This is a genomic window from Rhodobacter xanthinilyticus, from assembly GCF_001856665.1.
Classification (GTDB): Bacteria; Pseudomonadota; Alphaproteobacteria; order Rhodobacterales; family Rhodobacteraceae; genus Rhodobacter; species Rhodobacter xanthinilyticus.
In genome coordinates this window covers 2,333,462-2,359,620 of sequence record NZ_CP017781.1, presented here as the reverse complement: position 1 = coordinate 2,359,620, position 26,159 = coordinate 2,333,462, and the positions used below count along the sequence as shown (strand labels likewise).

Below are 26,159 nucleotides of genomic sequence, written 5' to 3'. Positions count from 1 at the left end.
AGCGCCCCCGCGCGCGCCGATAGTCGGGCCGGGGGAGAGGAGGAAGCCGATGTCGTCAAAACATGTGCTTCTGGTCGAGGATGAGCCGCATATCGCCGAGGCGATCCGGTTCATCCTGACGCGCGCGGGCTGGCAGGTCTCGCTGGAGGAAAACGGCGCGCGGGCGCTGGCGCGGATCGGCGCCGAGCGGCCCGATGCGGTCATTCTCGATCTGATGTTGCCGGGCCGCTCGGGGCTCGAGATCCTGAGCGCGCTGCGCGGCGCGCCGGGCGGCGATGTGCCGGTGCTGATGCTCAGCGCGCGTGGCCAGGGGCGCGACCGCGACGCCGCGCTCGCCGCGGGCGCGACGGCGTTTCTCGCCAAGCCCTTTGCCAATGCCGCGGTGCTTGAGGCGCTCGAGGCGATTTGCGCGGGCGCCGAGGCGCGGAGCGCCTGATGCCGCAGCGGGGGCAGCCGGTGTTTCTGGCGCGCCGCGCCTATCGGCGGCGGCGGATGATGGATGCGGTGCGGCTCCTGCCGGTGCTGGGCACGGTGTTGCTGCTCCTGCCCGGGATCTGGGCGCCGGCCGAGAGCGACCGGCCCGATACCGGGCGCGGGGCGGTCTATCTCTTCACCGTCTGGGCGGGGCTCGCGGCGGCGGCTTTCGCGCTCGCCCGCGGGCTTGGCCCCGCGCTCGACGAGGCCGAGCGCGCCGAGCCCGCCGCCCCCGAGCCGGAGGACCGCGATGCCCTTTGACGTGCTGGTGGCGGTCAGCCTGATCTATGTGATCGTGCTGTTCGCGGTCGCCTTCGTGGCCGAGCGGCGCGCGCGTCAGGGCCGGCTGATGATCCTGCATCGCCCGATCGTCTACCCGCTCTCGCTCTCGATCTATTGCACCGCCTGGACCTTTTACGGCGCGGTGGGCTACGCCGCGCGCTCCGGCCTCGAATTCGCGACGATCTACCTCGGCCCGACGCTGGTCTTCGTCGGCTGGTGGTGGGTCTTGCGCAAGCTCGTGCGCATCGGCCGGGCGCAGCGCGTCACCTCGATCGCGGACCTGATCTCCTCGCGCTATGGCAAATCGAACCTGCTTGGCGTCATCGTCACCTTGATGTCGGTGGCCTCCTCGACGCCCTATATCGCGCTGCAATTGCAATCGGTGACGCTGTCCTTCGGCGTCTTCTCCGAGCCCGCGCCGGTCGGCTGGGGCCCGGCGGTCTGGAACCTGCCCGATCAAAGCGCCACCGCGCTCTGGATCGCGGCGGGGCTGGCGCTCTTCACGATCCTCTTCGGCACCCGCAACCTCGACGCCAATGAGCGCCACCACGGCGTCGTCATGGCGATCGCGCTCGAGGCGGTGGTGAAGCTCGTCGCGCTCGTCGCGGTGGGCTCCTTCGTGGTCTGGGGGGTGGCGGACGGGCCCGCCGATGTGCTCGCCCGCATCGACGCCTCGCCGATCGCGGAATGGGATCTCAAACCGGGCCGCTTTGCCGGGCTGATCTTCGTCTCGGCCGCCGCGGTGCTGACGCTGCCGCGGATGTTTCAGGTGCTCGTCGTCGAAAATGTCGATGAGCGCCACCTCGCCACCGCGAGCTGGGCCTTTCCGGCCTATCTGCTGCTGATGAGCCTGTTTGTCGTGCCGATCGCGGTGGTCGGGCTCGAGCGCCTGCCGCCGGGCGCCAACCCCGACCTTTTCGTGCTGACCCTGCCGCTCGCGCTCGATCAGGGCAAGCTCGCGCTGCTGGCGTTCCTCGGCGGGTTTTCCTCGGCCACCTCGATGGTGATCGTCGCCGCGATCGCGCTGGCGACGATGGTGTCGAACCATATCGTCACGCCGCTCTGGCTCGCGCTGAACCGCCAGGGCGCGCGCGAGCCGGGCGATATCCGCGGCCTCGTGCTCTTCTCGCGGCGCGTCTCGATCGCGGCGGTGCTGGCGATGGGCTATGGCTATTACCGGCTCTCGGGCGGATCGACGGCGCTCGCGGCGATCGGGCTGATTGCCTTCGTCGGCGCGGCGCAGGTGCTGCCGGCGCTTCTGGGGGGGATGTTCTGGCGCGGCGCCACCCGGCGCGGCGCGGCGGCGGGGCTCGTCACCGGCTTTGCGATCTGGCTCTATACGCTCTTTCTGCCCTCCTTCGGCGGCGGCGGGCTGATCTCGACGGCGGTGATGCAGGCGGGGCCCTTCGGGCTTGGCTGGCTGCGCCCGCAGGCGCTTTTCGGCATCGCGGGGCTCGACCCGCTGCTCCATGCGCTCTTCTGGTCGCTCCTTTTCAACACGCTCTTCTTCCTCATCTTCTCGATGACCTCCTTCCCCGGCCCGATGGAGCGGCTGCAAGGCGTCGCCTTCGTCAATGTCTTCGAGCAGACCGCGGGGGCGCGGTCGTGGCTGCGCGGTCAGGCCGAGGCCGAGGATCTGCTCTCGATGGCGCAACGGATCCTCGGCCCCGAGGAGGCGCAGCGCTTCTTTCAGGCGCAGGCCGCGGGGCAGGGCAAGGGCGGCTTCCTGCCCGACCCGACGCCTGATTTCCTCGCCCGCCTCGAGCGCCAGCTCGCCGGCTCCGTCGGCGCCGCGACCGCCCATGCGATGATCTCGCAGCTCACCGGCGGCGCCTCGGTCTCGGTGCAGGATCTGATCGCGGTTGCCGGCGAAACCGCCGAGATCAAGGAACATACCGCCGCGCTCGAGGCGAAATCGGCCGAGCTCGAGCGCACCGCGCGGGCGCTGCGCGAGGCCAATGAGAAGCTCACCTCGCTCTCGGTGCAAAAGGATGCCTTCCTCGGCCAGATCAGCCATGAGCTGCGCACGCCGATGACCTCGATCCGGGCGTTTTCCGAGATCCTGATGGAGCCCGACCTGCCCGAGCCGATGCGCGCCCAATATGCCGAGATCATCTTCGAGGAGGCGCGGCGGCTGACCCGGCTGCTTGACGATCTGCTCGATCTGAGCGTGCTCGAACACCGCAAGGCGCAGCTCTCGGTCTCGGTGGCGAACCTGCATGACCTGATCTCGCGGGCGGTGCAGGCGGCCTCCTCGACCCGCCCCGAACGCGCCTTCCGCCTCGAGCGCGATTTCCCCGCCGAGCATATGCCGGTCTTCACCGATACCGACCGGCTCGTGCAGGTGTTCATCAACCTCGTCTCGAACGCGCGCAAATATTGCGACGCCGAGCGGCCGGTGCTGCGCATCGAGGTGAAGCGCCGGGGCGGCCGCGTGCAGATCGACTTCATCGACAACGGCAAGGGGATTCCCAAGCAATCCCAATCGCTTATCTTCGAGAAATTCGCCCGCCTGACGGATACCTCGCGCGCCGGCGGGGCGGGGCTCGGGCTCGCGATCTGCCGCGAGATCATGGCCAATCTGGGCGGCACGATCGATTATCTGCCCGGCCAGGGGGGGGCGGCCTTCCGCGTCAGCCTGCCCTTGCGGCGCGAGGCGGGTGAGGGCGCCACAGGGTAAATTCCTTTCCGAAACTTCGAAGGCCTAAACGATTTGTAAACCTTGATCTGCGATTCCTGTCTCAAGTGCCCCCAATGGGCAGGACGGGACGGATGACACAGGAGCGGGTTCACACGGCGTTGCGCAAGAAAGCCGAGGCGGGCAGGCCCGCACCGGACAGCGCCCCCATGACCCCTGAACGGGCGGTCAGCCAGGCGCTTGCGAAGGTCGCCGAGGAGCAGCTGTCGCTGCCGGTGCAGATCAAATCCTGCCGCGAAACCCGGATGAGCCTTGCGGATCTGCCCGAGGCGCTCGAGGATCTGTCGCTTCTGGCGGTGATCGAGGGGCCGGGCGAGGGGCTCGGGCTCGTCGCGCTGCCGCCGGTGACGCTGGCGACGCTGATCGAGGTGCAGACCATGGGGCGGCTTGGCAAGGGCACGCCGCCCGCGCGCCGCCCGACGCGGATCGACGCGGCGATGGTGGCGGAGTTCATCGACGGTGTGCTCGGCGCGATCGAGGAGTCGTTGATCGAGATGGAGGCGGTCGCCTGGGCGGGCGGGTTCCGCTACGCCTCGTTCCTCGATGATCCGCGTCCGCTCGGGCTGTTGCTCGAGGATATCCCCTATCGGGTCTGGAAAGTGTCGCTCGGGCTCGGCGCGGGGGCGGAGCGGGAGGGCGAGTTCCTCTGGGCGGTGCCCGCGCAGGGCCGCGGCCAGCGGCTGCGCCGCTTCCCCGGCATGGGCGCGAGCCCCGCGAGCGAGGCCGCGCAGGATGAAGCCTTTGCGCGCGCGCAGGCCGAGGCGGAATGGGCGGGCAAGCTCGAGAGCACGGTGCTCGGCACCCATGTCACGCTCGATGCGGTTCTGCACCGCGCCACGGTGCCGCTCTCGGCGGTGATGGGGTTTCGCGTCGGCACCGAGATCCCGATCTCGATGGATGCGCTCGAGCGGCTGTGCCTCGAGGCGGTGGGCGCGCGCAAGATGGCGCGCGCGCGGCTCGGCCAGCACAAGGGCTTTCGCGCGGTGCGGCTGAGCGATGAGGCGGAGGAGGGCGCCGAGATGGAGGCGCCGAGCCTTGCGCGCCCGCATCTCGCGCCGAGCGAGTTCAGCGCGGGCACGAGTCCCTTCGCCGGGCTCGCGGCGGAGCCGCATGTGCCGAGCGGGTTGGGCGATCCGCATTCGGTGGCCTATGACCTGCCCGAGGGCGGGTTCCCGGCGATGGATATGGGGGGCTTGGGCGGGCTCTCGGACGAGGGGGCGATGCCGATGGGCATGGCGCTCGACGGGTTTGACAGCGCCGAGGGCGCGGGCGATCTGCCGCCGCTCAAGATCGGGTCGGGGCTTTGAGCGCGGCTCAGGCGTCGTTTTCGGTGCGCGCCCCGTCGAGCCGGGCGAGAAGCGCGCGCGCCGGCACCGCGAGCCACATCCCCGCGATCATCGCCGCCACGAAGAGGGCAACCGGCCAGCCGCCGAAGCTCAGCGCGCCCATCGCCGGGCCCGGGCAGAGCCCCGCGAGCCCCCAGCCCGCGCCGAAGAGGAGCGAGCCGAGCACGAGGTTGCGATCCACCAGTTTCGGGAAATCCCCCGGCATCGGCAGGCCGAGCGCGGAGCGCTCGCGTCGCGCCGCGAGCCACCAGACCGGCACCATCACCCCCACCGCCGCCGCCATCACGAAGGCGAGCGTCGGATCCCAGCGCCCGAAGACATCGAGCCAACCCTGCACCCTGGTGGTATCGACCATGCCCGCGACCAGAAGCCCCGCGCCAAACAGGCCCCCCGCCACGAAAGCGCTCAGATACCGCATCAGATCCACCCCAGAAGATGCCGCGCGACCACGAGCGCGAGCCCGCCGCCGATCAGGTAAAACGCCGTTGCCGTGATGCCGCGCAGCGAAAACCGCGAGATCCCGCACACCCCGTGCCCCGAGGTGCAGCCATTGGCGAGCCGCGTGCCGAGCCCGACGAGCAGCCCCGCCGCGATCAGGATCGCGGGATTGGTGCTCGCATGGGTATCGACGACGCGGTAGAGCGGCACGAGCAGCGGCGGCACCGCGACGAGGCCGGCGAGAAAGGCGATCCGCTCGGCGCGGCTCTTGCGCCCCGAATTGTCGACGAGCCCGCCGAGAATGCCGCTGGCGCCCAAAACCCGGCCGTTGACGAGCAGATAGAGCGCCGCGGCCGCGCCGATCATCGCGCCGCCGACAAGGCCCCAGATCCAGTCCTGATGCATCTCTTCCCCCCGGGTTGCGCCGCCGGGCTTAACGGGCGGGGGCCGGGCGCGCAAGATTGACCTGCGTCAATGTATCTTCTTGCGCGCAGGCGCATCCTGCATCTGTGCACAGGAGGACAGCATGAAAACGCTTGATATGCGCAAGGCGGAGCTTGAGGCGCGGCGCGCGCAACTGGTGGCGCGGCTCGAGCAGGTGAGCGAGGAGCTCGAGGTGGAGGAGCCCAAGGATTGGGAGGATCTCGCGACCGAGCGGGAGGGCGACGAGGTGCTCGAGGATCTCGGCGCGACCGCGCGCCACGAGATCCGGATGATCGACGCGGCGCTCGCGCGGATGGCGGCGGGCGAGTATGGCTATTGTGTCGTCTGCGGCGCGCAGATCTCCGAGGCGCGGCTCGATGTGGTGCCCGCGACGCCCTTCTGCCGGCATCACGCTGCGCGGCATTGAAGCTAATTTCCGATTGCTTTGCAGGGGTTTGGCCGTAAACTCGGGGAAACCGGGCGGGATCTGGCCGAACCCGGGGCACGGAGGGGCGAGCATATGGCACGACGGGTGAAGCTGCAGCGGCGCGAGGGCGTGGCGTGGCTCACGCTGCCCGGCGGCGGCGAGGCGGGGTTCGATGCGGAGCTGCGCGCGAGCCTGGGCGGCGCGCTGGAGCTTGCGCTGGCCGAGCCCGGGCTGAAGGCGGTGATCTTGCGCGCGGGCGAGGGCGGCTGGCCGGTCTCGCGCGAGCCGGGGGCCGATTATGCCGAGGACGAGGCGCCCGCGATGCGCGCTCTCGCTGATCGGGTGGCCTTTGCGCCGGTGCCGGTGGTGGCGCTTTTGACGGGCAAGGTTTCGGGCGGCGGCATGGCGCTGGCGCAGGCGGCGCGGCTGCGGCTCGCGCTCACCGGCACGCAATTCGCCGCGCCGGAGTTCCGCTTCGGGCTGATCCCGGCGGCGGGGGGCTTTGTGCGGCTGGCGCGGCGGGCCGGGGCGGGGGCGGCGCTGCGGTTTCTGACCGCGCCGCGCGAGTTCAATTCGCCCGAGGCGATGGCGATCGGGCTTTGTGACGCGCAGGCCTCGGCGGGCACGTTGGAGGGGGCGGCGCTCGGCGCGGCGCTCAACGCCTTCGAGGGGGGGGCGGAGCTGCCCTTCGCGGCGCGCGATGCGGCGCTGGCGGATCCCGCGGGCTATCTGGCGGGGCTCGAGGCGGCGCGGGCCGGGGCGCCGGGCGGGTTCCTCGCGCCGATCGCGGCGCGGGCGGCCGAGGTGGCGGAGGCGGCGCTCTTGCTGCCCGAGGATGAGGCGGTGTCTTTCGAGGCGGTGGCCTATACCGATATGGCCGCGCAGGAATTGCCCGCGGCGCTGCGCTGGCAGGCGCGGGCCTGGCGGGCGGCGGCCGAGCTGCCCGGGGGGTGGCGGGTGCGCCGCTCGGCGGGCCGGTCGCGCTCTGGAATCAGCCCGAGGGCTTCGCGGCGGAGCTGCTCGGCATGGGCCATGAGCTGCGGTTCGGCTTGAGCGAGGCCGCCGGGCTCGAGGCGGCCTTCACCGCGATCGCCGAGGTGCAGGAAAAGGCCGTGCGGGCGGGGCGGCTCGCGCCGGAGGTGCGCGAGGCGGATTGGGGGCGGCTGACGGCGGCCTTTGATATTGCAGCGCTTTCCGGCGCGGCGGCGGTGATTGCGCGGCCGCGCCCGGGCGAGGCTGCGGCGATCATGGCGGCGACGCCCGGCGCGCTGCATGTCTTCGAGGCGCCGGCCGGGGCGGGGGCTTGCGGGTTTTCGCGCGCGGGCAAACTGGTCGAATTGCAGGGCGAGGGCGCGGGCTTTGCGCAGGCCGCGGCGCTGTTGCGCGCCGGCGGGGCGCGGGTGATCGCGGCGGGCTGGGGCCTTGGCGCGCGGCTCGAGGCGGCGTTCTTTGCTGCGGCCGAGCGCGCGGTGATGGCGGGGGCGGCGCCTGAAACGGTCGACCGGGTGCTCTCGGTCTGGGGCTTTGCCGAGCCGCCGTTCCTGCGCGCCGACCGGATCGGCATCCCCGCGGTGGCGGCGCGGCTCGAGGCGGCGGGGCGTGCGCCGGGGGTGTTGTTCACCTTCCTCGCGATGGAGGGCCAGACCGGGCGCGAGGAGGGCCGCGGCGTCTATATCTACCCCGAGCCGCAATCGGCCCCGAAACCCGCGCCGGGGTTGGCCGAGATTCTGGTTGCGCTGCGGGCCGAGGCGGGGGTGACGCCAAAGCCGCTCTCGGCGGTCGAGATCGCGGCGCGGATCTGGGCGGAGATGGCCGGCGAAGGGGCGGCGGCTTTGCAGGCCGGGCGGGCCCATCGCGCGGGCGATGTCGATCTCGCGGCGGTGGCGACGGGCTTTCCGCTCCACCATGGCGGGCCGATGTTCCTCTCGGATCGGGCGGGCCTTCTGGCCACGCGCAAGCGCCTGCGCGCGCTCGCGGCCGAAGGGGCGCCGGCTCCGGTCACGCTTTGGGATGTGTTGATCCGCAACGGCCGCGTCTGGGCCGAGCTCGACGGCTGATCAGCCGAGCAGCACGCCCACCACGACCATCATCAGCCCGATCACCGAGACGAAGAGCGCGCCGAGGTTGATCGCGACCACGCGTTGCAGCCGCGCGCGCAGGCCCGCGTCATCGAGGCCCGCGCGTTTGGCCTTGGCGATGGCGAGGATGCACCAGATGATCCCGCCGAGGCCCGCAAGCGACACCACCGCGCCGATCCAGATCAGCATTTCCATCTCGCATCCTCCCGGTCTGAGCTCGCGCAGGCCCTAGCGCGCGGCGCGCCCGCAGGCAAGCGTTTTGGCGCCCGCGCGGCCCGGCGGCGCTTGATGCGGGCGCGCGCGCAGGCTACTCAGGGGCAAATCTTCCGAGCAGGAGCGAGCCGATGCCCAATGATGCCGCCTATAACGTGACCGCCGACGAGCTGCGCCAGTTCATCGAGCAATTCGAGGGGCTGGAAGCCGAGAAAAAGGATATCGCCGAGCAGCAAAAGGACATCATGTCCGAAGCCAAGGCGCGCGGCTATGACACCAAGGTGATGAAGAAGATCATCGCGATGCGCAAACGCGACAAGAACGATCTGGCCGAGGAAGAGGCGATCCTCGATATCTACAAGGCCGCGCTCGGCATGGCCTGAGGCCGCAAGGCCGAACTCGTATGGGCCAGAGGCCGCAAGGCCGAACTCGTATGGGCCAGAGGCCGCAAGGCCGAACTCGTATAGGCCAGAGGCTGCACCAAAGCCCCGGCCGCGCGCGGGTGGCAAAGGAATCTGCGTATTTTTGCCAAGAAGAAGCGGATGGGTTTCTTCTTGGTCCAAATACGCAAATCCGACCCCGGCCCGGGGGCTCGACGGGGGTTAGGCGGCGATGAACTGCACGCCCGGCATCTGCGCGATCTCGGCGATATCGGCGTCATAGATCAGGCTGATCTCGTCGACGAGATCCTCGGTCCAGCCGGGCAGGGGCACGTCGACCTCGATCGCCTCGGGGCGGGCGAATTTGTCGAGGAAGGCGGTGACGATCTTGCGCCGTTGCAGCACTGATTGCGGGGGGTGCGAGGCGAGATAGCCGCGCATCCGCTCGAGCCCCTCCTCGGTCATGATCTGCGCGAGCAGCGCATCATCGCCCTTCAGCGCCGTCGTCGCCGGCAGCCCGGCAAGCGCGCGCAGCACCTCCGGCCAGATCAGCGGCATATCCTCGTTGCACCACAGCACGATCGGCCGCCCCTGCGCGGCCTCGACCATGCCGCGAACCACCGGCGCCCAGCGCAGATCGCGCGGGTCGAGCCCGCACATGATATCCTCGTAGCTGCGCTTGGGCTGGCGCGCGACGAGCGCGGGGATCAGCAGCGCGGGGTTGATCAACCCCATATGGAACTCGGTGCGCGCCTGCGGAAACAGGTTGGCGAGCGGCGCGAGCTTGTCGGGGACCATCGTGTAAAAGCCCTGCGGCGTGATCACCCGGTCGGGCAGGCAGAGGAAGAACTCATGGCTGAAGATCAGCCGCCCGACATCGTCGCGGTCCGAACAGGCGGCGAGCACGGTGTCCTGGGTGGCCTGATCGGCGGGCGCGCCGCGCATCTCGAGCAGCGCATCGCGCAGCACCAGCCGGTAGCGCTTCGGCCGCGGCACCACGACGCCCGCGGCGTCGAGCGTTTCGCCGTTTTCGGCGAGTGTGCGCACGAGGCTGTCTTCGTCGGTGGAATGCGCCCCGAGGTGATAGACGACCTGCATTGTTCTTTTCCTGCCTGACCTTCGCCAAACACTACAGGCGGTTTTCTGGACAGGCAAACGGGTTTCGGTATAAGCCTGCGACATGGTGACTGATTCAAAAACTCAGGAAATTGCGCGCGGGGGTGCCGCCGGCTTGCGGGTGGCGGGCTCGGGGCTGTGGTCGGTGGGCGCGGCGGCGATTGCGGCGGTGGTTCTGGCGCCGATCCTGGCGGTGATCTGGCTGGCGCTGAGCCCGACGGAGAATATCTGGCCGCATCTTCTGGCCACCACGCTGCCGCGCTATCTGGCCAATACCGCGGTGCTGGCGGGCGGTGTGGCGGTGCTCACCGCGATGATCGGGGCGGGGGCGGCCTGGCTCGTGTCGATGTATCGCTTCCCGGGGTCGGTCTGGCTCGAGTGGCTGCTGCTCCTGCCGATGGCGATCCCGGCCTATATCGGCGCCTATGCTTTGGTGGATTTCCTTGATTATTCAGGGCCTTTGCAGGTTGCGCTGCGGGAGACCTTCGGCTGGGCCTCGGCGCGGGACTATTGGTTCCCCGAGGTGCGGGCGCGCTGGGTGGCGGTGGTGGTGCTGGCGGCGGCCTTCTATCCTTACGTCTATCTCCTCGCCCGCGCGGCCTTCCGCGAGCAATCGGGCGGCAGCTATGAGGTCGCGCGCGCGCTTGGTGCGGGGCCGGTGGGGCTCTTCCTGCGGGTGGGTCTGCCGCTTGCGCGCCCGGCGATCGCGGCGGGGGCGGCGATTGCGATGATGGAAACCGTCGCCGATTTCGGCGTGGTCGATTATTTCGGCGTGCAGACGCTGACCACCGGGATCTTCACCACTTGGCTCGAGGGCGGCAATGCGGGCGGCGCGGCGCAGATCGCGGGGGTGATGCTCGCGGTGATCTTCCTGCTGCTTGGGCTCGAGAAACGCTCGCGCCGGCACGCGCGCTACTACCAATCCGCCCGCCAGCCCCGCCCGATCACGAAGCTGCGCCTCACCGGCCCGTCGGCTTGGGTGGCGAGCGCGCTTTGCGCGGCGCCCTTCGTGATGGGCTTCGTGTTGCCGGTGGGCGTGATCGCGGCCTATGCCTGGGCCAACCCGGAGGGCTGGGTCGGGCCCGGGCTTGCGCGCGCGCTTGGTCATACGCTCCTGACCGGGGGCGTGGCGGCGGCGCTGTGCGTGGCGGCGGCGCTTTTCATGGTCTACGGCGTGCGGATGACCGGGCGGCGGCTGCCGCGGCTCGTCTTGCCGCTCACCGCGCTCGGCTATGCCGCGCCCGGCGCGGTGCTCGCGGTGGGGATCTTGATCCCGCTCGCCGCGCTCGACCATCGCCTCGCCGATCTGATCTTCGCGCTGAGCGGCACCGACCCGGGGCTGTTGCTCACCGGCTCGGCTTTCGCGATCATGTTGGCCTATGTCGTGCGGTTTTTCGCGCTCGCGCAATCGGCCGCCGACAGCGCCTTTGGCCGCGTGCCGCCCTCGCTGCCGATGGCGGCGCGCTCGCTCGGGCGCAGCGCGGGGGGGGCGCTGCGCGAGGTCTACCTGCCGCTCATGCGCGGCTCGGTCGCCTCGGCGGTGCTCCTGGTCTTTGTCGAGAGCGTCAAGGAGCTGCCCGCGACGATGCTCCTGCGGCCGTTCAATTACGAGACGCTGGCGACGCGCGTCCATGAAAAGGCGAGCCTCGAGAACCTCGGCGATGCCGCCCCCGCGGCGCTTCTGGTGATGGCGGTGGGGCTCGTGGCGACGGTGATCCTCGCGCGCGCGAACCTCGGCGGCGGGCGCTGAGGCGCTTGCGCGGCGCGCGCGGCGATTGTAGGAAGCCCGAGGGCCGGCATAGCTCAGTTGGTAGAGCGGCGATCTTGTAAGTCGAGGGTCGGGGGTTCAAGTCCCTCTGTCGGCACCAGTTTTTCTCGCAAATCGCGCCGCTCCGGCGGCTTGTGCCGGGGCGCGAAATCTTCTAGCTCTGGGGCATTATCTCTGGAGGCTTCATGTATCGCTTTGGATTCATCGCGCTTTTTGCGCTGACGGCCTGCGCGCCGAGCGTCATCACCGAGTATAACGGCCATTCGCTGCGCGTGCAGACGACCGGCGCCAAACCCACCGCCGAAGCGGTCGCCGAGGCGCGGCGGATCTGCGCGATGCAGGGGCTTCAGGCCGAATATGCCTCGACCCAGACGCCGCCGAATGCGCTCCACAGCAGCCATCTGTTCCTGTGCCTGCCGCAGGCGAAGCCCAATGCCGGCCTGCCGCGCCCGGGCGGCCCGGCGCGCGTCGATTACCTCGAGCGCACCGCGACGATGTAGGGCTCAGGCGTCGAGCTCGATCCAGACCGGCACATGGTCGGAGGGTTTGTCGCGCCCGCGCACCTCCTTGTCGATGCCGCTGTCGCGCAGAAGGTCGGCCGCCTGCGGGCTGAGCAGCAGGTGGTCGATGCGGATGCCGTTGTTGCGCGCCCAGGCGCCGGCCTGGTAATCCCAGAAGGTGTAGAGCCCGGGCTCGGGGTGCTGGGTGCGGAGCGCATCGGTAAAGCCGAGGTTCACGATCCGCCGGAACGCCGCGCGGCTCTCGGGGCGGGCAAGCGCATCCTCGCGCCAGGCCTCGGGTTTGGCGGCGTCGGCGTCGAGCGGGATGATGTTGTAATCGCCCGCCATCACGACCGGCTCCTCGGTGCGCAAGAGCGCAGCCGCGCGGGCGCGCATCCGCTCCATCCAGGCGAGCTTGTAGTTGAATTTCGGCCCCGGCGCGGGGTTGCCGTTGGGCAGGTAGAGCCCGCAGATCCGCACCGCGCGGCGGCCCACGACGGTCGCCTCGATCCAGCGCGCCTGCTCGTCGCTCTCGTCGCCCGGCAGGCCGCGGGTCACATCCTCGAGCGGCAGCCGCGACAGGATCGCGACCCCGTTGAAGCTCTTTTGCCCATGCGTTTCAATACGATAGCCGAGGCCGTCGAAGATCTCATGCGGGAAGGCCTCGTCGACCGACTTGATCTCCTGCAAGACCACGACATCGGGCTCGGCCTCCTTGAGCCAAGCCGGCAAGGCCTCGGCGCGGGCCTTGATGCCGTTGATGTTGAAGGTTGCGAGTTTCATGGGGGCCTCCCTTTGGGATGGTTGTAGGGGAGGGGGCGCGCGAGGGGAAGGGGTTAGGGCCCTGCAAAGGTCTTGATTGCATTGGCCAGAGCTAAGACGGCATCGTCGAGCCCGGCCAGCTTGGCCACGATTGCGGCAGCCGTTCCTTTACCAACTGTGGCGCCCAAGGTCTCGACGGCCTTGTCCAAGGCCTTGTCCGCTTTCAGCCCACAGTATCTGGCGATAGCAATGGCGGCGTTCTTGAGGCTCGTGCCAATTTTGCGCAGCACAGATTTGTCGGGCTTCGGCTTCGAAAGCTCAAGCTCGGCATTGTCGAGCATAGCCCAGATTATGGTCAGTTGCTGGGGAAGGGGCGCATCATCCAGCGGTTCGGGCGGGTGATTGTGCCCGATTGGTGCCGCGGCGGCAGCGGTAACCATTGGAGCAAGTTCGGTCTTGAGGCGCCGGGTTTCAGCGAGGAGCCGATGTCGCGCCTCGATCTCGGCGATCAGCGCAGCGATGTGTTCTGCGCCCTTTTCCCAATCCTCGTCGGGGATGAGGGCGATGTCGGTCAAAAGCTCGTCGTGGGTTTCCCAATCGCCCGTGAGCGGGCGCCCTGCGAGGGCGGCCTCATACCAGCGGATCCAGAAGTCATGGCCGGGGTGGACGGTGAGCCAAGCGCGCGCCGTGGCCCATGCCTGCTGCAGGGCCTCGGGGGCGTCTGGCCACAGCGCAGATTGTTCGGGGTTGGCGCTGGTTTCCAACTTTGCGGCGTCGCTCTGAATTTGGGTCCAAGCGGCGGCGGCGAAGGCGGAGTCGGCGGTGGTGGCGGCGAAGGCGGAGTCGGCGGCGGTGGCGGCGAAGGCGGCGGCGAAGGCGGCGGAGTCGGCGGTGGTGGCGGAGCGGGTGGCGGCGGCGGAGCGGGTGGTGGCGGAGCGGGTGGTGGCGGCGGCGGCGGCGGTGGCGGCGAAGACGGCGGCTTTTTTGACTTCGGGGGCCGGGTTCCCCACAGTGGCCCCCGAAGTCAAATTCGGGCGCAAAACAGGTAGGGCTGTCAGACCATGTTTTTGTGCCCAGCCCTCGTTGAGTTCCTGAACAAAAAGCGGCAGCACCCGCATGGCGGCCCGATGGGCGATGATGACGGCATCGCGCTGTTGTGTCGTCTCGGGCCGCGCCGCAAGCCAGGCTTGCAGCGTTTTTTCGTCCCTGATCTCACTCGCCTGCATCATTCACCCGCACCCTGCCGCTCGCGTCAACTTTGCAGCAGGCGAGGCAAGCGCGCAAGGCGCCCCTCACATCGCGAAACTGATCCCGCAGCCGCAGCTCGCGGTCGCGTTCGGGTTCTGCACGACGAACCGCGCGCCGATCAGCTCGTCGGTGAAATCGATCACCGCGTTTTCCAGAAACGGCAGGCTGACCGGGTCGATCAGCACGCGCTGGCCGGCGCCTTCGAGCACGATGTCATCGGCCTCGGGCGCCTCGGCGAGGGTGATCTGATACTGAAACCCCGAACAGCCGCCGCCCTCGACCGCGACGCGCAGCGCGCGCGGCGCGGTGGCGGCGGCGTTGATCTGGGCGAGGCGCTCGAAGGCGCGGGGGGTGACTTTCGGGGGCAAAACCATCGCGTTGGGCCTGTTCTTGGGGGTTCAACCCGATATAGGGTGGGGCAAAGGCGCCGACAAGCGAGGACGACGTGCTGCACCCCTATGCCTGCCATCCCGAGGCCAGCCGTGGCCGGCTTTTCCCGGAAAACATCTCGACCTTCCGCTCGCCGTTCCAGCGCGATCGCGACCGGATCATCCATTCCTCGGCGTTCCGGCGGCTCAAGCACAAGACCCAGGTTTTCGTCGAACATGAGGGCGATTACTACCGCACGCGGCTGACTCATACGATCGAGGTGGCGCAGGTGGCGCGCACGATCGCTTCGGCGCTCGGGCTCAATACCGATCTCGCCGAGGCGGTGGCGCTCGCCCATGACCTCGGCCACCCGCCCTTCGGCCATACCGGCGAGGATGCGCTGGCGGTGTTGATGGAGCCCTATGGCGGGTTCGATCACAACGCCCAGGCGCTCCGGATCGTGACCAAGCTCGAGCGCCATTATGCGGGGTTTGACGGGCTCAATCTGACCTGGGAGACCCTCGAGGGGATCGCCAAGCACAACGGGCCGGTGATCTCGGACAGGGGCGGCTCGCATCAGGTGCCTGACCGGGCGAGCCTGCCCTATGCGCTGGCGGAATTCGACGCGGCCTGGGATCTCGAGCTCGAGACCAATGCTTCGGCCGAGGCGCAGGTGGCGGCGGTGGCCGATGATTGCGCCTATAACCACCATGATCTGCATGATGGGTTGCGGGCGGGGCTGTTCACCGAGGAGGATCTCTGCGCGCTGCCGGTGATCGGGGATTGTTTCGCGGAGGTGGACAAACTGCACCCAGGCCTCGAGCCGATGCGGCGCCGGCATGAGGCTTTGCGGCGGGTGTTCGGGGTGATGGTCGAGGATGTGATCGCGGTGGCGCAGAACCGGCTGGCGAGCCTGCAGCCGCAATCGGTCGACGATATCCGCCATATGGAGGGGCCGATCATCCGCTTTTCCAAGCCGCTTTACCAAAACCTCAAGGCAATCAAGCGGTTCCTCTTCGAGCGGATGTATCGCGCGCCGACGGTGGTGGTCGAGCGCAAGCGGGTGACGGCGATGGTCAATGCGCTCTTTCCGCTGTTTCTGGAGCGGCCCGAGCTCTTGCCCGAGGATTGGCAGGCCGATGTCGCGGCGGCGGCGGCGCGGGGCGAGACCGAGCTTGCGCGGATGGTGCTCGATTATGTGGCGGGGATGACTGATCGTTTCGCGATCCAGGAATATCACCGGCTGATCGGGGGCGAGCCCTGATCGGGGGCGCCGCCCCCTCTGGCCTGCGGCCATTCACCCCCGGGATATTTCGGCATCGTTGAAGGGCGGGTCAGGCGAGCGCGTGGCGGCGCAGCACGTCGAAGGCGCCGGTTTCGGCGCCGAGCTCGATCTCGCAGGCGGCGAGGCGGTCGAGGAGGCGGCAGCGGCTGCGGATATTGAGCCAGCTCGCCTCGGTGAGGCGGGTGCGCAGCTCGAGGCAGGCGCCGAGGCCGAAGGCGCGTTGGGCGTCGGAGAGCGCGAAATGGGGGGTGAGGCGGCGCGCATCGGGGCGCAGCTGCAGCCGGCTTGCGGTTTTGAGGAGCCGCGCGAGGCGTTCGATGTAGCTCAGCCGGTCGGCGGGTTGGCGCAGGAAGGCGCTTTCGGCCTCGCGCAGCTGGGCGTGGGCGCGATCGGGCAGGGCGTCCGGGTCGGCCTCGGCGAGCAGGAGCATCACGTCGAGATCGGATCGGGTCACCGTCTTGGCGGTGAGGCAGGCTTGGGCAATGGCGGTCAGTTCGCGAAACATGCGCGTCTCCGGCCCCGAACCATGCGGCTTATGGTAGCAGGGCGCGCGCAATGCAACCTGAAGGTGCGTGTCAGGCCGGGGGCAGGGCGGCGCCGGTGTCGAGGCCGCGCTCCATCATCGGGGCGCGGGCGGCCTCGAGGCGGGCCCAGACGGCGGGGTCGGTGCCTTCGCCCTGCCACACACCGGTGAGCGCGAAGGCCACGCGCGGGGCGCGGCGGGCCTGATCCTCCAGCCGGTCGATGACCGCGGGGCCATGGGCGGCGATCAGATCCTCGAGCGGGCCCGCGGCCAGAAGCCCCGCCTGCCAGGCGGTTTCGGCCTTGCGCAGCGCGCGCAGGATGAAGGCGAGGAGCACCTCCGGGTGGGCGTCGAGCTCGAAGACGCAGAGGTCGGACCAGGTCGGCTCCTCCGGGTCGCCGCCGTCCTCGGCATGATCGGCCAGCCACAGATCGGCCAGCGCCTCGACGGTATGGAGCCCCGCGGGCGCGCCGGCGGCCTCGGTCAGGCGCGTCGTCAGATCGGGCGGCAGCGGCGTCACTGCATCATCTCCTTGGTCGCCGAGAGCTTGACGCCCTCGTAATCGCGCACCACGCGGTCGATATCCCATTGCAGGCGGGTCAGGAACACGATGTCGCCGTCATGGTCGGTGGCGATATGCTGCTTGTTGACGTTGACGAGCTTGTCGACCACGTCCTTCGGCCCGGTGACCCAGCGCGCCGAGGTGAATTGCGAGCTCTCGAAGCGCACCGGGATCCCGTATTCGATCTCGATCCGGCTCGCCAGCACGTCGAATTGCAGCGCGCCGACGACGCCCACGATGAAGCCCGAGCCGATCATCGGCTTGAAGACCTTGGCCGCGCCTTCCTCGGCGAATTGCATCAGCGCCTTCTCGAGATGCTTGCCCTTCATCGGGTCGGTCGAGCGCACCGCTTGCAAGAGCTCCGGCGCGAAGCTCGGGATGCCGGTGAAGCGCAGCTTCTCGCCCTCGGTCAGCGCATCGCCGATGCGCAGCTGGCCGTGGTTCGGGATGCCGATGATGTCGCCCGCCCAGGCCTCCTCGGCCAATTCGCGGTCGGCAGCGAGGAACAGCACCGGGTTCGTCACCGCCATCGGCTTGCCCGAGCGCACATGGGTGAGCTTCATGCCGCGCTCGAAATGGCCCGAGGCGAGGCGCACGAAGGCCACGCGGTCGCGGTGCTTGGGGTCCATGTTGGCCTGCACCTTGAAGACGAAGCCCGTGACCTTGCCCTCGCCCGCGTCGATCGCGCGTTCGGCGGCCTTTTGCGGCTGCGGCTCGGGGCCGTATTCGCCCATCCCGTCCATCAGCTCCTTGACGCCAAAGGAGTTGATCGCCGAGCCGAACCAGATCGGCGTCATATGGCCCTCGAGGAAGCTCCGCCGGTCGAAGGCGGGCAGGAGCTCGCGCGCCATCTCGATCTCCTCGCGCAGCTTGGCGAGCAGATCGGCAGGCACATGTTCGGCGAGCTTGGGGTCGTCGAGCCCCTCGATCTTGATGCTCTCCGCCACCCGGTTGCGGTCGGCCCGGTCCATCAGCTCCAGCCGGTCGTGCAAGATGTCGTAGCAGCCCACGAACTCGCGCCCCATCCCGATCGGCCAGCTCGCCGGCGCCACGTCGATCGCCAGGTTCTCCTGGATCTCGTCGATGATCTCGAAGGTGTCGCGGCTCTCGCGGTCCATCTTGTTACAGAAGGTCAGGATCGGCAGATCGCGCAGCCGGCAGACCTCGAAGAGCTTGCGGGTCTGGCTTTCCACGCCCTTCGCCCCGTCGATCACCATGATCGCGGCGTCGACCGCGGTCAGCGTGCGATAGGTGTCCTCGGAGAAATCCGAGTGGCCGGGCGTGTCGACCAGATTGAAGCGATACTGGCGGAACTCGAAGCTCATCGCCGAGGCCGAGACCGAGATCCCGCGCTCCTGCTCGAGCTTCATGAAATCCGAGCGCGTGCGCCGCGCCTCGCCCTTGGCGCGCACCTGACCGGCCATCTGGATCGCGCCCCCGAAGAGCAGGAACTTTTCGGTCAGCGTGGTCTTGCCGGCGTCGGGGTGCGAGATGATCGCAAAGGTCCGGCGGCGGGCGATTTCGGGCGGGAGGGCGGCGTTCTGGGTCATGCCCGCCCTTTATCCGAAGGGCGCGGGGCGGGCAATGGGCTTGGGCGCTCAGCGGCGCTTGAGCTGCAGGGTGGTCTGCACCCCATAGGCATAGTGCGAGGAGCCGGTGAGCGCGAGCGCGACCGCGCCCTTGGTGTAGGAATATTGCGCGCCGCGGCTCCACATGTCCTTGCCGGTGCCGTCGCGGCTGTAGCCGCGCGCCTCGAGCGCGGTGGTGATCTCCGCGCCCATCCCCTGCAACGCGCCGGAATTGGTCGAGAAATTGCAGCTCTCGCCGTCGAACTTGACGGTCATCGCCACCGCGCCCGTCGTGCTGGCCCAGCTGCCGAGCATCCCCACCTTGTAGCCCAGCCGCGCCATCGCCGCAGGGGCGGCCGGCGTGCCGCTTTCGAGCGCGGCCAGACAGACCGGGACCAGCGGCTTGATCGCGGCGCGCGACAGCGCGTCCTGCTCGGCGACACGGGCCTCGGCGGCGGCGATCTGCTCGGGGGTCGGGCCCTCGAGACAACCGGCCAGCACCAGCGCGGCCAAAAGAAGCGCCCCCGGCGCGGCGCTCAACGAAACGAACCCATGAAAATCTCCTGAAATTATCTGCCCAAACCGCTGAACATCCGCGCGCCCGATCCCCCTTCAACGATGTCGAAATATCCCTGGGGACTGGCCGCAGGCCAGGGGGGCAGAGCCCCCGCGCGCTCACTCCTTCTTGCGAAACAGCGCCTCACGCCCCACCGTCTCGAGCAATTCGCGCCCGGCTTCGGTGCCGAAATGCGGCGCATGTTTGAGATCGGGCAGCCGCGCGCGGATCTCCGAGGTCAGCTCCTCGGGCATCATGCTCAGCGTCGCCTCCGAGACCATCAGGCTCTCGACCGGGATCCCCTCGGCATAGATGATCTCATGATGATCGAAAACCAACGCATAATAATCGACATAGCCGCCCTCGCGCCGCCAGACATGCTCGCCATCGACGAGATGCTTGGCCTGAACGAGGATCTCGGCGGTCTCGCCAAGCCGCTTCTCGCCGCGCCGATAGAGAAACACCCGGTGATGCGGCGAGACCACCAGATCGCCCTCATTGCCCAGCGTGCCGGCCGAGATCACCACCGGCGCGAAGGAGCCGAGCGCGCGCATCGTCGCCCGCGCCACCACCCGCAGCGGCTGGGGCCCGTTGTCACGCGTCAGCACCCGGTCGCCGGGGGAAAGCGTCTCGATCGGGGCCTGCGCGCCGCCCGCCATGGTGATCAACGTGCCGGTGGTGAACGCCACGCAGACGAGATCGGAAAGCCGCACCGTGCCCGGGTCCTCATGCGCCTCGAGCAGCGTGTAATCCATCCGCGGCGCGATCGGCGAGAGCGGCAGCGCGAAGAGACGATGACTTTCCTCGTGGCGGATCAACAAGATATCGACCGTATCGCCATCGGGCGCCATCATCACATGGCGCGCCACCAGGCTCACCCGGTCGCCCGGCAGCCCGATCTCGGAGCCCTGCGCGATGGTCTGCGCGCCGTCCGCCCCGGTCGCAAGCAAGATCCGCAGCGTCTCGGCCTCGGCGTCGAGCTGATAGACATCGCCCGCCTCGCAATTCTCCGCCGGCTCCAGCCCGTCGCCCTGATTGGCGCCGGACGTCACCCAGATCAGATCGGCGTCAAAGACATGGACGGCCTGAGCGGGGAGGGGGGAGGCGGAAGACATACCGGCGCGACTACTCTGCAAAAAGGTTGTGTGCCCTTGATAGCACGACAAAACTGCCGGAGGGTTAACCAACTCACGTCCCTCGGGTCAAGTATTTCGGGGCCTGCGCGGGCGCGATCCGGGCTTGCCCGTGGCGCGCGGGCCGCTACATCTGGGCCAAAGCAAAGGAGAAGCGACATGGATCTGGGGATCAGGGGCAAGCGCGCGATCGTCTGTGCGGGCTCGAAGGGGCTTGGGCGGGGCTGCGCCGAGGCGCTGGCCGAGGCGGGGGTCGAGATCGTGCTCAACGCGCGCGGCGCCGAGGCGCTCACCCGCACCGCCGCGGAGATTTCCGCGCGTTACGGCGTCACCGTCACCCCGGTCGCGGCCGATATCACCACCGAGGCCGGGCGCGCCGAGGTGCTCGCGGCGGCGGGCGGCGCGGTCGATATCCTCGTCAACAACGCCGGCGGCCCGCCGCCCGGGCTCTGGAGCGACTGGTCGCGGGAGGATTTCCTGCGCGCGATCGAGGGCAACATGCTCACGCCGATCGCGATGATCCAGGCGCTGGTGCCCGGGATGATGGCGCGCGGCTGGGGGCGGGTGGTCAATATCACCTCGGCGGCGGTGCGCGCGCCGATTGCGCCGCTGGGCCTGTCGAATACCGCGCGCACGGGGCTCACCGGCTTTGTCGCCGGCACCGCGCGGCAGGTGGCGCCCGCGGGGGTGACGATCAACAACCTCTTGCCCGGCATGCATGGCACCGACCGGATGGCCGCGCTCGACGGGCCGGTGGCGGCGGCCGAGGGGATCACGATGGAAGAGGCCGCCGCGCGGCGCGCCGCCACGATCCCGGTGGGGCGCTATGGCACCGCGGCCGAATTCGGCGCGACCTGTGCGTTTCTGTGCTCGGCCCATGCGGGTTTCATCGTCGGGCAGAATATCCTCGCCGATGGCGGGGCGACGAACCTCACCCTGTAAAGGCGGGCGGCGGCGCGCTTGCGTGGCGGGCGCGGCGCTGCTATCCCCGGGGGATGCCTGAGAATTTTGATCGGATAGCCCCGTGAGCCTTGCCGAAACCGCGCCCGTCCCGCCCGCCGCCCCGCCCGAGCCGCCGCGCCTCGAGGTCCAGAACCTCACGCGGATCTTCGACGGCCAGGTGGTGCTGGACGATGTGTCCTTCTCGATCCCGGCGGGGCAGGTGACCTGCCTGCTCGGCCCCTCGGGCTGCGGAAAATCGACCACGCTGCGGATCGTCGCGGGCGTCGACATGCAGGACGCGGGCAAGATCTTCGTCGACGGGGCGCTGGTGTGCGACACGGTCTTCCGGGTGCCGCCCGAGCGGCGCGCGATCGGGCTGATGTTTCAGGATTTCGCGCTCTTCCCGCATCTGAGCGTGGCGGAGAATGTGGCTTTCGGGCTCACCGGGCCGCGGGCGGAGAAACGCGCGCGGGTGGAGGAGCTGCTCGCGCGGGTGCGGCTTTCGCGCCATATCGACAGCTACCCCCATGCGCTTTCGGGGGGTGAGCAACAGCGGGTGGCGCTGGCGCGCGCGCTCGCGCCGCGGCCGCGGATCTTGCTGATGGATGAGCCGTTCTCGGGGCTCGACGAGCGGCTGCGCGACGGGATCCGCGACGAGACGCTGGCGCTTCTGAAGGAGGAGGGGACGGCGGTTCTCCTTGTCACGCATGAGCCGCATGAGGCGATGCGGATGGCGGATCAGATCCTGCTCATGCGCGCGGGCAAGATCGTGCAGCGCGGCGCGCCCTACAACCTTTACAACGCCCCGGCCGACCGCGCGGCGGCGGCGTTCTTCTCGGATATCAACGTGATCAAGGGCCGCGTCAAAGGCGCGCTGACCCCCACGCCCTTTGGCGATTTCCTGACGCCCGGCCACCCCGACGGCACCGAGATCGACATCGTGATCCGCCCGCAGCATCTCAAGATCGACTTCGACCGCGCCGGGCGCGGCCCGAACCCGACCGTGCAGGACGGCACGCCCGCGCGGGGCGTGGTCGAGCGCGCGCGTTTCATGGGCCGCGAGAGCCTTGTGGAGTTTCGCATGGAGGCCAATGGCGAGGTGCTGCGCGCCACCGTGCCCAATGTCTTCCTGCCCAAGCCCGGCACGCCGATGTGGCTGATGATCCGGCGCGACCGCTGTTTCGTCTTCCCCTCGCAGAGATGAAAAAGGCGCCCCGCGGGGCGCCTTTTCTGACGTGAGGGGCCCGCTCAGACCGCGCGGATCGGCGCGATCTTGGCGCTGGGCGCGGGGTCGGCGTTCTGGTCGATGAACTCGAGCACCAGCGGGCGGATGTTGTTGCGCCACGAGGAGCCCGCGAAGATCCCGTAATGGCCCGCGCCCGGCTCGAGATGCTGGGCCTTCTTGCTCTCGGGCAGGCCCGTGCACAGCCGCAGCGCCGCGACGCATTGGCCCGGCGCCGAGATATCGTCATTCGCGCCCTCGACGGTCTTCACCGCGACATCGGTAATCTTGCCGATATCGACGCGCTTGCCGTTCACGGTGAAGCGGTTCTGCGCGATCTCGAGGCCCTTGAAGATCCGCTCGACGGTGGAGAGGTAGAATTCCGCCGTCATGTCCATCACCGCGAGATATTCATCATAGAAGATGTTGTGGTGATCGCGCTCGGAGCCTTCGCCCTTGGCCTCGGCGAGGATCTTGTCCTGGAAGGCCTTGGAATGTTTGTCGGCATTCATCGAGATGAAGGAGGCGAGCTGCATCAGCCCCGGATAGACCATCCGCCCGGCGCCCTTGTATTTGAAGCCGACGCGCTGGATGACCATATGCTCGAGCTGGCCCATGGTGACGCGGCGGCCGAAATCGGTGACTTCGGTGGCGGCGGCATCGGGGTCGATCGGGCCGCCGATCAGGGTCAGCGTGCGGGGCTGGGCGGCGGGCTCTTCCTCGGCCAGATAGGCGGTCGCGGCCAGCGTCAGGGGCGCGGGCTGGCACACGGCGATGACGTTGATGTCGGGGCCGAGGTGTTTCATGAATTCGACAAGATAGAGCGTGTAATCTTCGACATCGAACTTGCCGGCCGAGACAGGGATATCGCGCGCATTATGCCAATCGGTGACATAGACCTCCGCGTCGGGCAGCAGCGACGCCACCGTCGAGCGCAGCAGCGTGGCGTAATGGCCCGACATCGGCGCGACGAGCAGGATCCGGCGCTTCATCGGCGCGCGGCCCTGCACGTTGAAATGGATCAGCGCGCCGAAGGGCTTGTCGATCACCGTCTCGACCGAGATCAGATGGTCGCGCCCGTCCTCGCCGGGGATCGAGCGGATCCCCCAGTCGGGCTTGATCACCATCCGCGCGAAGCTGCGCTCGGTGACGCGGCCCCAGGCCGACATCACCTTGAACATCGGATGGGGCGTCAGGCCCCAGATCGGGTAGGAGGCCATGGCGCGTGCGGAGGCACCCATCCACTCGTTGGTATTCCTGATGGTTTCCATCAGGTCGTAACTCATAATGCCCTTCATCTGCGCTCCTTGGCCCTGAGGCTCTCCCCTGAAAACGCCGCTTTACCCTCCCGCAAAGGCGGCGCTATGCTGTTGTTCAAAAGGATAGGGAGGTTAACGCGTTATGGCAACTACTGAGGACTTTGCCCCCGCCGCATCGCAGCATTTCAAGGACAATCTGGCCAAGATCGAGGCTCTGACGCAACGCATGGTCGAGGCTCTCGCGCGCAAGCGCACGCGCCAGCCGGGCACCGAGGCGCCGGGGATGGATCTGGTGATGGCGACGAGCGCGGCCTTTCTCAAGGAGCTCACCACGCATCCCGAGAAGATCCTCGAGGCGCAGGTGAATTACTGGGGTCAGGCGATGAAGCATTACGTCGAGGCGAGCCATGCGCTCGCCCAGCGCGGCTTCAAGGCGCCGGAAAATGCCGGGCCGAAGGACCGCCGCTTCACCAACCCGCTCTGGGATACCCACCCCTATTTCAACTTCATCAAGCAACAATATCTGATCTCCTCGAAGGCGCTCGAGGAGGCGGTGAACAATGTCGAGGGGCTCGACCCGGTCGACCGCAAGCGGCTCGATTATTTCACCCATCAGATCATCGACATGATGGCGCCGACGAATTTCCTCGCGACCAACCCCGATGCGCTCGAGCGTGCGGTCGAGACCGAGGGCGACAGCCTGGTGAAGGGGCTGGAGAATCTGGTCCGCGACATCGAGGAGAACCAGGGCGACCTGCTCGTCACGCTCTCGGACAAGAACGCCTTCAAGGTCGGCCAGAACATCGGCACCGCCGAGGGCAAGGTGGTGTTTCGCAACCGCATGCTCGAGCTGATCCAATACAGCCCGACCACCGAGACGGTCCACAAGACGCCGCTGATCGTGTTCCCGCCGTGGATCAACAAGTTCTACATCCTCGATCTGAAGCCCGCCAATTCGCTGATTCGCTGGATCGTCGATCAGGGCTTCACGCTGTTCATGGTGAGCTGGAAGAACCCCGATGCGAGCTATGCCGATGTCGGCATGGACGATTATGTTGCCGAGGGCTATCTGGCCGCGATCAACGAGGTCAAGCAGATCACCGGCGAGAAGAAGGTCAACGCGGTCGGCTATTGCATCGCGGGCACCACGCTCTCGCTCACGCTCGCGCTGATGGAAAAGCGCAAGGACAAGTCGGTCAATGCCGCGACCTTCTTCACCACGCTGACCGATTTCTCCGATCAGGGCGAATTCACGCCGCTTTTGCAGGACGATTTCGTCGACGGGATCGAGGCGCAGGTGAAGGTCGACGGGGTGCTCTCGAGCTATTTCATGCAGCGCGCCTTCTCGTTCCTGCGCGCCAACGACCTGATCTACACGCCCGCGATCCGCTCCTACATGATGGGTGAGGCGCCGCCGGCCTTCGATCTGCTCTACTGGAACGGCGATTCGACCAACCTGCCGGGCAAGATGGCGGTCGAATATCTGCGCGGGCTGTGTCAGGACGACCGTTTCAGCACCAAGGGCTTCCCGGTGCTGGGCGAGCTGGTGCGGATCTCGGAGGTCAAGACGCCGCTCTGCGCGATCGCCTGCGAGACCGATCATATCGCGCCCTGGATCGCCTCGTTCAACGGCATGGCGCAGATGGGCTCGGCGGAAAAGACCTTCATCCTCTCGGAATCGGGCCATATCGCCGGCATCGTGAACCCGCCCTCGAAGAAGAAATACGGCCATTACACCTCCGAGGCGCCGATCACCGACCCGATGGCCTGGAAGGCGGCGGCGGTGCGCCATGAGGGCAGCTGGTGGCCGCGCTGGGGCGCCTGGCTTGCGGAGCGTTCGGGGCCGATGGTGCCCGCGCGCCAGCCGGGCGACGCCAAGCACCCGCCGCTGTGCGACGCGCCGGGGACCTATGTGGGCGAGGTCGTCCGCGTCTGAGCGGAATTAATTCGGCTGGTAAAATTTCTGCGGCGCAGCATTTTTAGTTGAAATGCTGCGCCGCAGCATGTATATAATTGAACAAGCGAACGGGCCCTCGCCGCAGATCAGTTTCGGGCCCCCAGATCGGAGCAAGACCAATGGCCAAGACCCAAGACTTCACCAAGATGATGCAAGACATGATGGCGTCGATGCCGATCGATGCCTCGAAATTCCAAGACGCGTTCAAGTCGCAAGCGGCGCTTGGCGAGAAGATGGCCAAGGTTGCCCTCGACGCCGCCGAGAAGTCGACCGAGATCTCGTCGAAATGGGCCAAGGACACGCTGAGCAAAGTCGGCTCGCTGGCCACCAAGAAAGAAGAGCCGGCGGATTACGCCAAAGCGGTGAGCGACTTCGCTTCGGCCTCGGCCGAGATGGCCGCTGAAAACCTCGCCGCCTTCGCCGAAGTCGCCAAGAAAGTTCAGATGGAAACCGTCGAGCTGATGCTGGCCGCCGGCAAGGATTTCTCGGAAGACGCGACCGCCGCGGTGAAGAAAGCCACCGAGGAAGTGACCGCTGCCGCGAAGAAGGCCACCTCGGCCGCGACCTCGAAGTAACTGTGACCTCGTAACGAGTTCCTCCCGCGACCCGGCAACCTCCTCCCTGCCGGTG

The 26,159-nt window shown here is 68.3% G+C and carries 28 protein-coding genes and 1 tRNA gene; 16 read left to right on the top strand and 13 right to left on the bottom strand.

The features are described from left to right. The first annotated feature begins 49 nt into the window (after window positions 1-49). The 4 genes from LPB142_RS11485 to LPB142_RS11470 all read left to right on the top strand — a co-directional run bounded on the left by LPB142_RS11485 (window position 50) and on the right by LPB142_RS11470 (window position 4,761). Window positions 50-436, top strand: coding sequence for a response regulator (locus LPB142_RS11485; protein WP_068765896.1), 387 nt, complete (start codon window positions 50-52; stop codon window positions 434-436). Next, on the top strand, window positions 436-735 hold the full coding sequence (locus LPB142_RS11480) for a hypothetical protein (RefSeq protein WP_071166455.1): 300 nt from the start codon (window positions 436-438) through the stop codon (window positions 733-735). The genes LPB142_RS11485 and LPB142_RS11480 overlap by 1 nt, the downstream gene beginning before the upstream one ends. Next, window positions 725-3,436 (top strand): ATP-binding protein, encoded by a 2,712-nt coding sequence (locus LPB142_RS11475; RefSeq protein WP_071166454.1) that lies wholly within the window; start codon window positions 725-727, stop codon window positions 3,434-3,436. Before LPB142_RS11480 ends, LPB142_RS11475 begins: the two co-directional genes overlap by 11 nt. Before the next feature lie 167 nt (window positions 3,437-3,603). Next, window positions 3,604-4,761 (top strand): flagellar motor switch protein FliM, encoded by a 1,158-nt coding sequence (locus LPB142_RS11470; RefSeq protein ID WP_071166453.1) that lies wholly within the window; start codon window positions 3,604-3,606, stop codon window positions 4,759-4,761. 7 nt (window positions 4,762-4,768) lie between these two features. Here LPB142_RS11470 and LPB142_RS11465 read toward each other — a convergent pair whose 3' ends face one another. Both LPB142_RS11465 and LPB142_RS11460 read right to left on the bottom strand, forming a co-directional pair. Then, window positions 4,769-5,218 carry a DUF6691 family protein gene (locus tag LPB142_RS11465; protein WP_083392673.1) on the bottom strand — a complete coding sequence of 150 codons (450 nt, stop codon included), beginning with the start codon at window positions 5,216-5,218 and terminating at the stop codon, window positions 4,769-4,771. Further along, entirely contained in the window at window positions 5,218-5,643 is a 426-nt protein-coding gene (locus LPB142_RS11460; RefSeq protein ID WP_071166452.1) for a YeeE/YedE family protein, read from the bottom strand. Before LPB142_RS11460 ends, LPB142_RS11465 begins: the two co-directional genes overlap by 1 nt. A gap of 121 nt (window positions 5,644-5,764) precedes the next feature. On the opposite strand from LPB142_RS11460, the gene LPB142_RS11455 reads away from it, so the two are divergent. From LPB142_RS11455 to LPB142_RS11445, 3 genes are all read left to right on the top strand, one after another. Further along, window positions 5,765-6,088: a TraR/DksA family transcriptional regulator gene (locus LPB142_RS11455; RefSeq protein ID WP_071166451.1), complete on the top strand. Its 324-nt coding sequence runs from the start codon at window positions 5,765-5,767 to the stop codon at window positions 6,086-6,088. A gap of 93 nt (window positions 6,089-6,181) precedes the next feature. Further along, window positions 6,182-7,141, top strand: coding sequence for an enoyl-CoA hydratase/isomerase family protein (locus LPB142_RS11450; RefSeq protein ID WP_083392672.1), 960 nt, complete (start codon window positions 6,182-6,184; stop codon window positions 7,139-7,141). Then, window positions 7,039-8,145, top strand: coding sequence for a hypothetical protein (locus LPB142_RS11445; protein WP_071166449.1), 1,107 nt, complete (start codon window positions 7,039-7,041; stop codon window positions 8,143-8,145). The genes LPB142_RS11450 and LPB142_RS11445 overlap by 103 nt, the downstream gene beginning before the upstream one ends. Here the strand turns inward: LPB142_RS11445 and LPB142_RS11440 are convergent, their stop codons facing one another. Next, the gene (locus LPB142_RS11440; RefSeq protein ID WP_071166448.1) at window positions 8,146-8,361 is read right to left on the bottom strand and encodes a hypothetical protein; all 216 of its coding nucleotides are present in this window, start codon (window positions 8,359-8,361) and stop codon (window positions 8,146-8,148) included. Between the two features lie 149 nt (window positions 8,362-8,510). Between LPB142_RS11440 and LPB142_RS11435 the strand changes: the two genes are divergently transcribed. Continuing rightward, window positions 8,511-8,762 (top strand): DUF2312 domain-containing protein, encoded by a 252-nt coding sequence (locus tag LPB142_RS11435; RefSeq protein WP_068766553.1) that lies wholly within the window; start codon window positions 8,511-8,513, stop codon window positions 8,760-8,762. A gap of 219 nt (window positions 8,763-8,981) precedes the next feature. Here the strand turns inward: LPB142_RS11435 and LPB142_RS11430 are convergent, their stop codons facing one another. Beyond that, entirely contained in the window at window positions 8,982-9,857 is an 876-nt protein-coding gene (locus tag LPB142_RS11430) for a hypothetical protein (protein ID WP_068766554.1), read from the bottom strand. An 82-nt stretch (window positions 9,858-9,939) separates the two neighbouring features. Between LPB142_RS11430 and LPB142_RS11425 the strand changes: the two genes are divergently transcribed. The 3 genes from LPB142_RS11425 to LPB142_RS19420 all read left to right on the top strand — a co-directional run bounded on the left by LPB142_RS11425 (window position 9,940) and on the right by LPB142_RS19420 (window position 12,143). Then, complete coding sequence (locus tag LPB142_RS11425; RefSeq protein ID WP_071166447.1) at window positions 9,940-11,625, top strand: ABC transporter permease; 1,686 nt, start codon at window positions 9,940-9,942, stop codon at window positions 11,623-11,625. A 42-nt stretch (window positions 11,626-11,667) separates the two neighbouring features. Next, window positions 11,668-11,743, top strand: a tRNA-Thr gene (locus tag LPB142_RS11420). An 85-nt stretch (window positions 11,744-11,828) separates the two neighbouring features. Continuing rightward, the gene (locus LPB142_RS19420; protein WP_068766556.1) at window positions 11,829-12,143 is read left to right on the top strand and encodes a hypothetical protein; all 315 of its coding nucleotides are present in this window, start codon (window positions 11,829-11,831) and stop codon (window positions 12,141-12,143) included. Between the two features lie 3 nt (window positions 12,144-12,146). Here LPB142_RS19420 and xth read toward each other — a convergent pair whose 3' ends face one another. From xth to LPB142_RS11400, 3 genes are all read right to left on the bottom strand, one after another. Then, window positions 12,147-12,926 (bottom strand): exodeoxyribonuclease III, encoded by a 780-nt coding sequence (xth, locus tag LPB142_RS11410; RefSeq protein WP_071166446.1) that lies wholly within the window; start codon window positions 12,924-12,926, stop codon window positions 12,147-12,149. Between the two features lie 53 nt (window positions 12,927-12,979). After that, window positions 12,980-14,134: a hypothetical protein gene (locus tag LPB142_RS19065; protein ID WP_071166445.1), complete on the bottom strand. Its 1,155-nt coding sequence runs from the start codon at window positions 14,132-14,134 to the stop codon at window positions 12,980-12,982. Window positions 14,135-14,197: 63 nt separating this feature from the next. Then, window positions 14,198-14,527, bottom strand: a complete 330-nt coding sequence (locus tag LPB142_RS11400; protein WP_071166444.1) for a HesB/IscA family protein — start codon at window positions 14,525-14,527, stop codon at window positions 14,198-14,200. Between the two features lie 71 nt (window positions 14,528-14,598). Here LPB142_RS11400 and LPB142_RS11395 point away from each other — a divergent pair, with 71 nt between their 5' ends. Next, complete coding sequence (locus LPB142_RS11395; RefSeq protein WP_071166443.1) at window positions 14,599-15,786, top strand: deoxyguanosinetriphosphate triphosphohydrolase; 1,188 nt, start codon at window positions 14,599-14,601, stop codon at window positions 15,784-15,786. A 70-nt stretch (window positions 15,787-15,856) separates the two neighbouring features. Here the strand turns inward: LPB142_RS11395 and LPB142_RS11390 are convergent, their stop codons facing one another. The 5 genes from LPB142_RS11390 to LPB142_RS11370 form a co-directional block, all read right to left on the bottom strand. Further along, window positions 15,857-16,312, bottom strand: a complete 456-nt coding sequence (locus tag LPB142_RS11390) for a hypothetical protein (protein ID WP_071166442.1) — start codon at window positions 16,310-16,312, stop codon at window positions 15,857-15,859. 70 nt (window positions 16,313-16,382) lie between these two features. Then, entirely contained in the window at window positions 16,383-16,850 is a 468-nt protein-coding gene (locus tag LPB142_RS11385) for a DUF6869 domain-containing protein (RefSeq protein ID WP_071166441.1), read from the bottom strand. Next, entirely contained in the window at window positions 16,847-18,442 is a 1,596-nt protein-coding gene (locus tag LPB142_RS11380; RefSeq protein WP_071166440.1) for a peptide chain release factor 3, read from the bottom strand. The genes LPB142_RS11385 and LPB142_RS11380 overlap by 4 nt, the downstream gene beginning before the upstream one ends. A 48-nt stretch (window positions 18,443-18,490) precedes the next feature. Further along, window positions 18,491-19,000, bottom strand: a complete 510-nt coding sequence (locus LPB142_RS11375; protein ID WP_068766564.1) for a hypothetical protein — start codon at window positions 18,998-19,000, stop codon at window positions 18,491-18,493. Window positions 19,001-19,135: 135 nt separating this feature from the next. Next, window positions 19,136-20,131 (bottom strand): Hint domain-containing protein, encoded by a 996-nt coding sequence (locus tag LPB142_RS11370; RefSeq protein ID WP_071166439.1) that lies wholly within the window; start codon window positions 20,129-20,131, stop codon window positions 19,136-19,138. A 177-nt stretch (window positions 20,132-20,308) separates the two neighbouring features. On the opposite strand from LPB142_RS11370, the gene LPB142_RS11365 reads away from it, so the two are divergent. Both LPB142_RS11365 and LPB142_RS11360 read left to right on the top strand, forming a co-directional pair. Next, window positions 20,309-21,091, top strand: coding sequence for an SDR family oxidoreductase (locus LPB142_RS11365; protein WP_071166438.1), 783 nt, complete (start codon window positions 20,309-20,311; stop codon window positions 21,089-21,091). Window positions 21,092-21,173: 82 nt separating this feature from the next. After that, window positions 21,174-22,295, top strand: coding sequence for an ABC transporter ATP-binding protein (locus tag LPB142_RS11360; protein WP_071166437.1), 1,122 nt, complete (start codon window positions 21,174-21,176; stop codon window positions 22,293-22,295). A gap of 44 nt (window positions 22,296-22,339) precedes the next feature. Here the strand turns inward: LPB142_RS11360 and phaZ are convergent, their stop codons facing one another. Next, the gene (phaZ, locus tag LPB142_RS11355; protein WP_068766568.1) at window positions 22,340-23,611 is read right to left on the bottom strand and encodes a polyhydroxyalkanoate depolymerase; all 1,272 of its coding nucleotides are present in this window, start codon (window positions 23,609-23,611) and stop codon (window positions 22,340-22,342) included. A gap of 103 nt (window positions 23,612-23,714) precedes the next feature. Here phaZ and phaC point away from each other — a divergent pair, with 103 nt between their 5' ends. Continuing rightward, complete coding sequence (phaC, locus tag LPB142_RS11350; protein WP_071166436.1) at window positions 23,715-25,508, top strand: class I poly(R)-hydroxyalkanoic acid synthase; 1,794 nt, start codon at window positions 23,715-23,717, stop codon at window positions 25,506-25,508. A 140-nt stretch (window positions 25,509-25,648) separates the two neighbouring features. Beyond that, window positions 25,649-26,104 (top strand): Phasin, encoded by a 456-nt coding sequence (locus LPB142_RS11345; protein ID WP_068766570.1) that lies wholly within the window; start codon window positions 25,649-25,651, stop codon window positions 26,102-26,104. Window positions 26,105-26,159 lie beyond the last annotated feature (55 nt).

What these genes read in the sequence shown, in the direction of transcription:
- LPB142_RS11485 (WP_068765896.1), top strand. Translation starts at nt 50, where the DNA reads ATGTCGTCAAAACATGTGCTTCTGGTCGAGGATGAGCCGCATATCGCC.
- LPB142_RS11480 (WP_071166455.1), top strand. Translation starts at nt 436, where the DNA reads ATGCCGCAGCGGGGGCAGCCGGTGTTTCTGGCGCGCCGCGCCTATCGG.
- LPB142_RS11475 (WP_071166454.1), top strand. Translation starts at nt 725, where the DNA reads ATGCCCTTTGACGTGCTGGTGGCGGTCAGCCTGATCTATGTGATCGTG.
- LPB142_RS11470 (WP_071166453.1), top strand. Translation starts at nt 3,604, where the DNA reads ATGACCCCTGAACGGGCGGTCAGCCAGGCGCTTGCGAAGGTCGCCGAG.
- LPB142_RS11465 (WP_083392673.1), bottom strand. Translation starts at nt 5,218, where the DNA reads ATGCGGTATCTGAGCGCTTTCGTGGCGGGGGGCCTGTTTGGCGCGGGG.
- LPB142_RS11460 (WP_071166452.1), bottom strand. Translation starts at nt 5,643, where the DNA reads ATGCATCAGGACTGGATCTGGGGCCTTGTCGGCGGCGCGATGATCGGC.
- LPB142_RS11455 (WP_071166451.1), top strand. Translation starts at nt 5,765, where the DNA reads ATGAAAACGCTTGATATGCGCAAGGCGGAGCTTGAGGCGCGGCGCGCG.
- LPB142_RS11450 (WP_083392672.1), top strand. Translation starts at nt 6,182, where the DNA reads ATGGCACGACGGGTGAAGCTGCAGCGGCGCGAGGGCGTGGCGTGGCTC.
- LPB142_RS11440 (WP_071166448.1), bottom strand. Translation starts at nt 8,361, where the DNA reads ATGGAAATGCTGATCTGGATCGGCGCGGTGGTGTCGCTTGCGGGCCTC.
- LPB142_RS11435 (WP_068766553.1), top strand. Translation starts at nt 8,511, where the DNA reads ATGCCCAATGATGCCGCCTATAACGTGACCGCCGACGAGCTGCGCCAG.
- LPB142_RS11430 (WP_068766554.1), bottom strand. Translation starts at nt 9,857, where the DNA reads ATGCAGGTCGTCTATCACCTCGGGGCGCATTCCACCGACGAAGACAGC.
- LPB142_RS11425 (WP_071166447.1), top strand. Translation starts at nt 9,940, where the DNA reads ATGGTGACTGATTCAAAAACTCAGGAAATTGCGCGCGGGGGTGCCGCC.
- LPB142_RS19420 (WP_068766556.1), top strand. Translation starts at nt 11,829, where the DNA reads ATGTATCGCTTTGGATTCATCGCGCTTTTTGCGCTGACGGCCTGCGCG.
- xth (WP_071166446.1), bottom strand. Translation starts at nt 12,926, where the DNA reads ATGAAACTCGCAACCTTCAACATCAACGGCATCAAGGCCCGCGCCGAG.
- LPB142_RS19065 (WP_071166445.1), bottom strand. Translation starts at nt 14,134, where the DNA reads ATGATGCAGGCGAGTGAGATCAGGGACGAAAAAACGCTGCAAGCCTGG.
- LPB142_RS11400 (WP_071166444.1), bottom strand. Translation starts at nt 14,527, where the DNA reads ATGGTTTTGCCCCCGAAAGTCACCCCCCGCGCCTTCGAGCGCCTCGCC.
- LPB142_RS11390 (WP_071166442.1), bottom strand. Translation starts at nt 16,312, where the DNA reads ATGTTTCGCGAACTGACCGCCATTGCCCAAGCCTGCCTCACCGCCAAG.
- LPB142_RS11380 (WP_071166440.1), bottom strand. Translation starts at nt 18,442, where the DNA reads ATGACCCAGAACGCCGCCCTCCCGCCCGAAATCGCCCGCCGCCGGACC.
- LPB142_RS11370 (WP_071166439.1), bottom strand. Translation starts at nt 20,131, where the DNA reads ATGTCTTCCGCCTCCCCCCTCCCCGCTCAGGCCGTCCATGTCTTTGAC.
- LPB142_RS11365 (WP_071166438.1), top strand. Translation starts at nt 20,309, where the DNA reads ATGGATCTGGGGATCAGGGGCAAGCGCGCGATCGTCTGTGCGGGCTCG.
- phaZ (WP_068766568.1), bottom strand. Translation starts at nt 23,611, where the DNA reads ATGAAGGGCATTATGAGTTACGACCTGATGGAAACCATCAGGAATACC.
- phaC (WP_071166436.1), top strand. Translation starts at nt 23,715, where the DNA reads ATGGCAACTACTGAGGACTTTGCCCCCGCCGCATCGCAGCATTTCAAG.
- LPB142_RS11345 (WP_068766570.1), top strand. Translation starts at nt 25,649, where the DNA reads ATGGCCAAGACCCAAGACTTCACCAAGATGATGCAAGACATGATGGCG.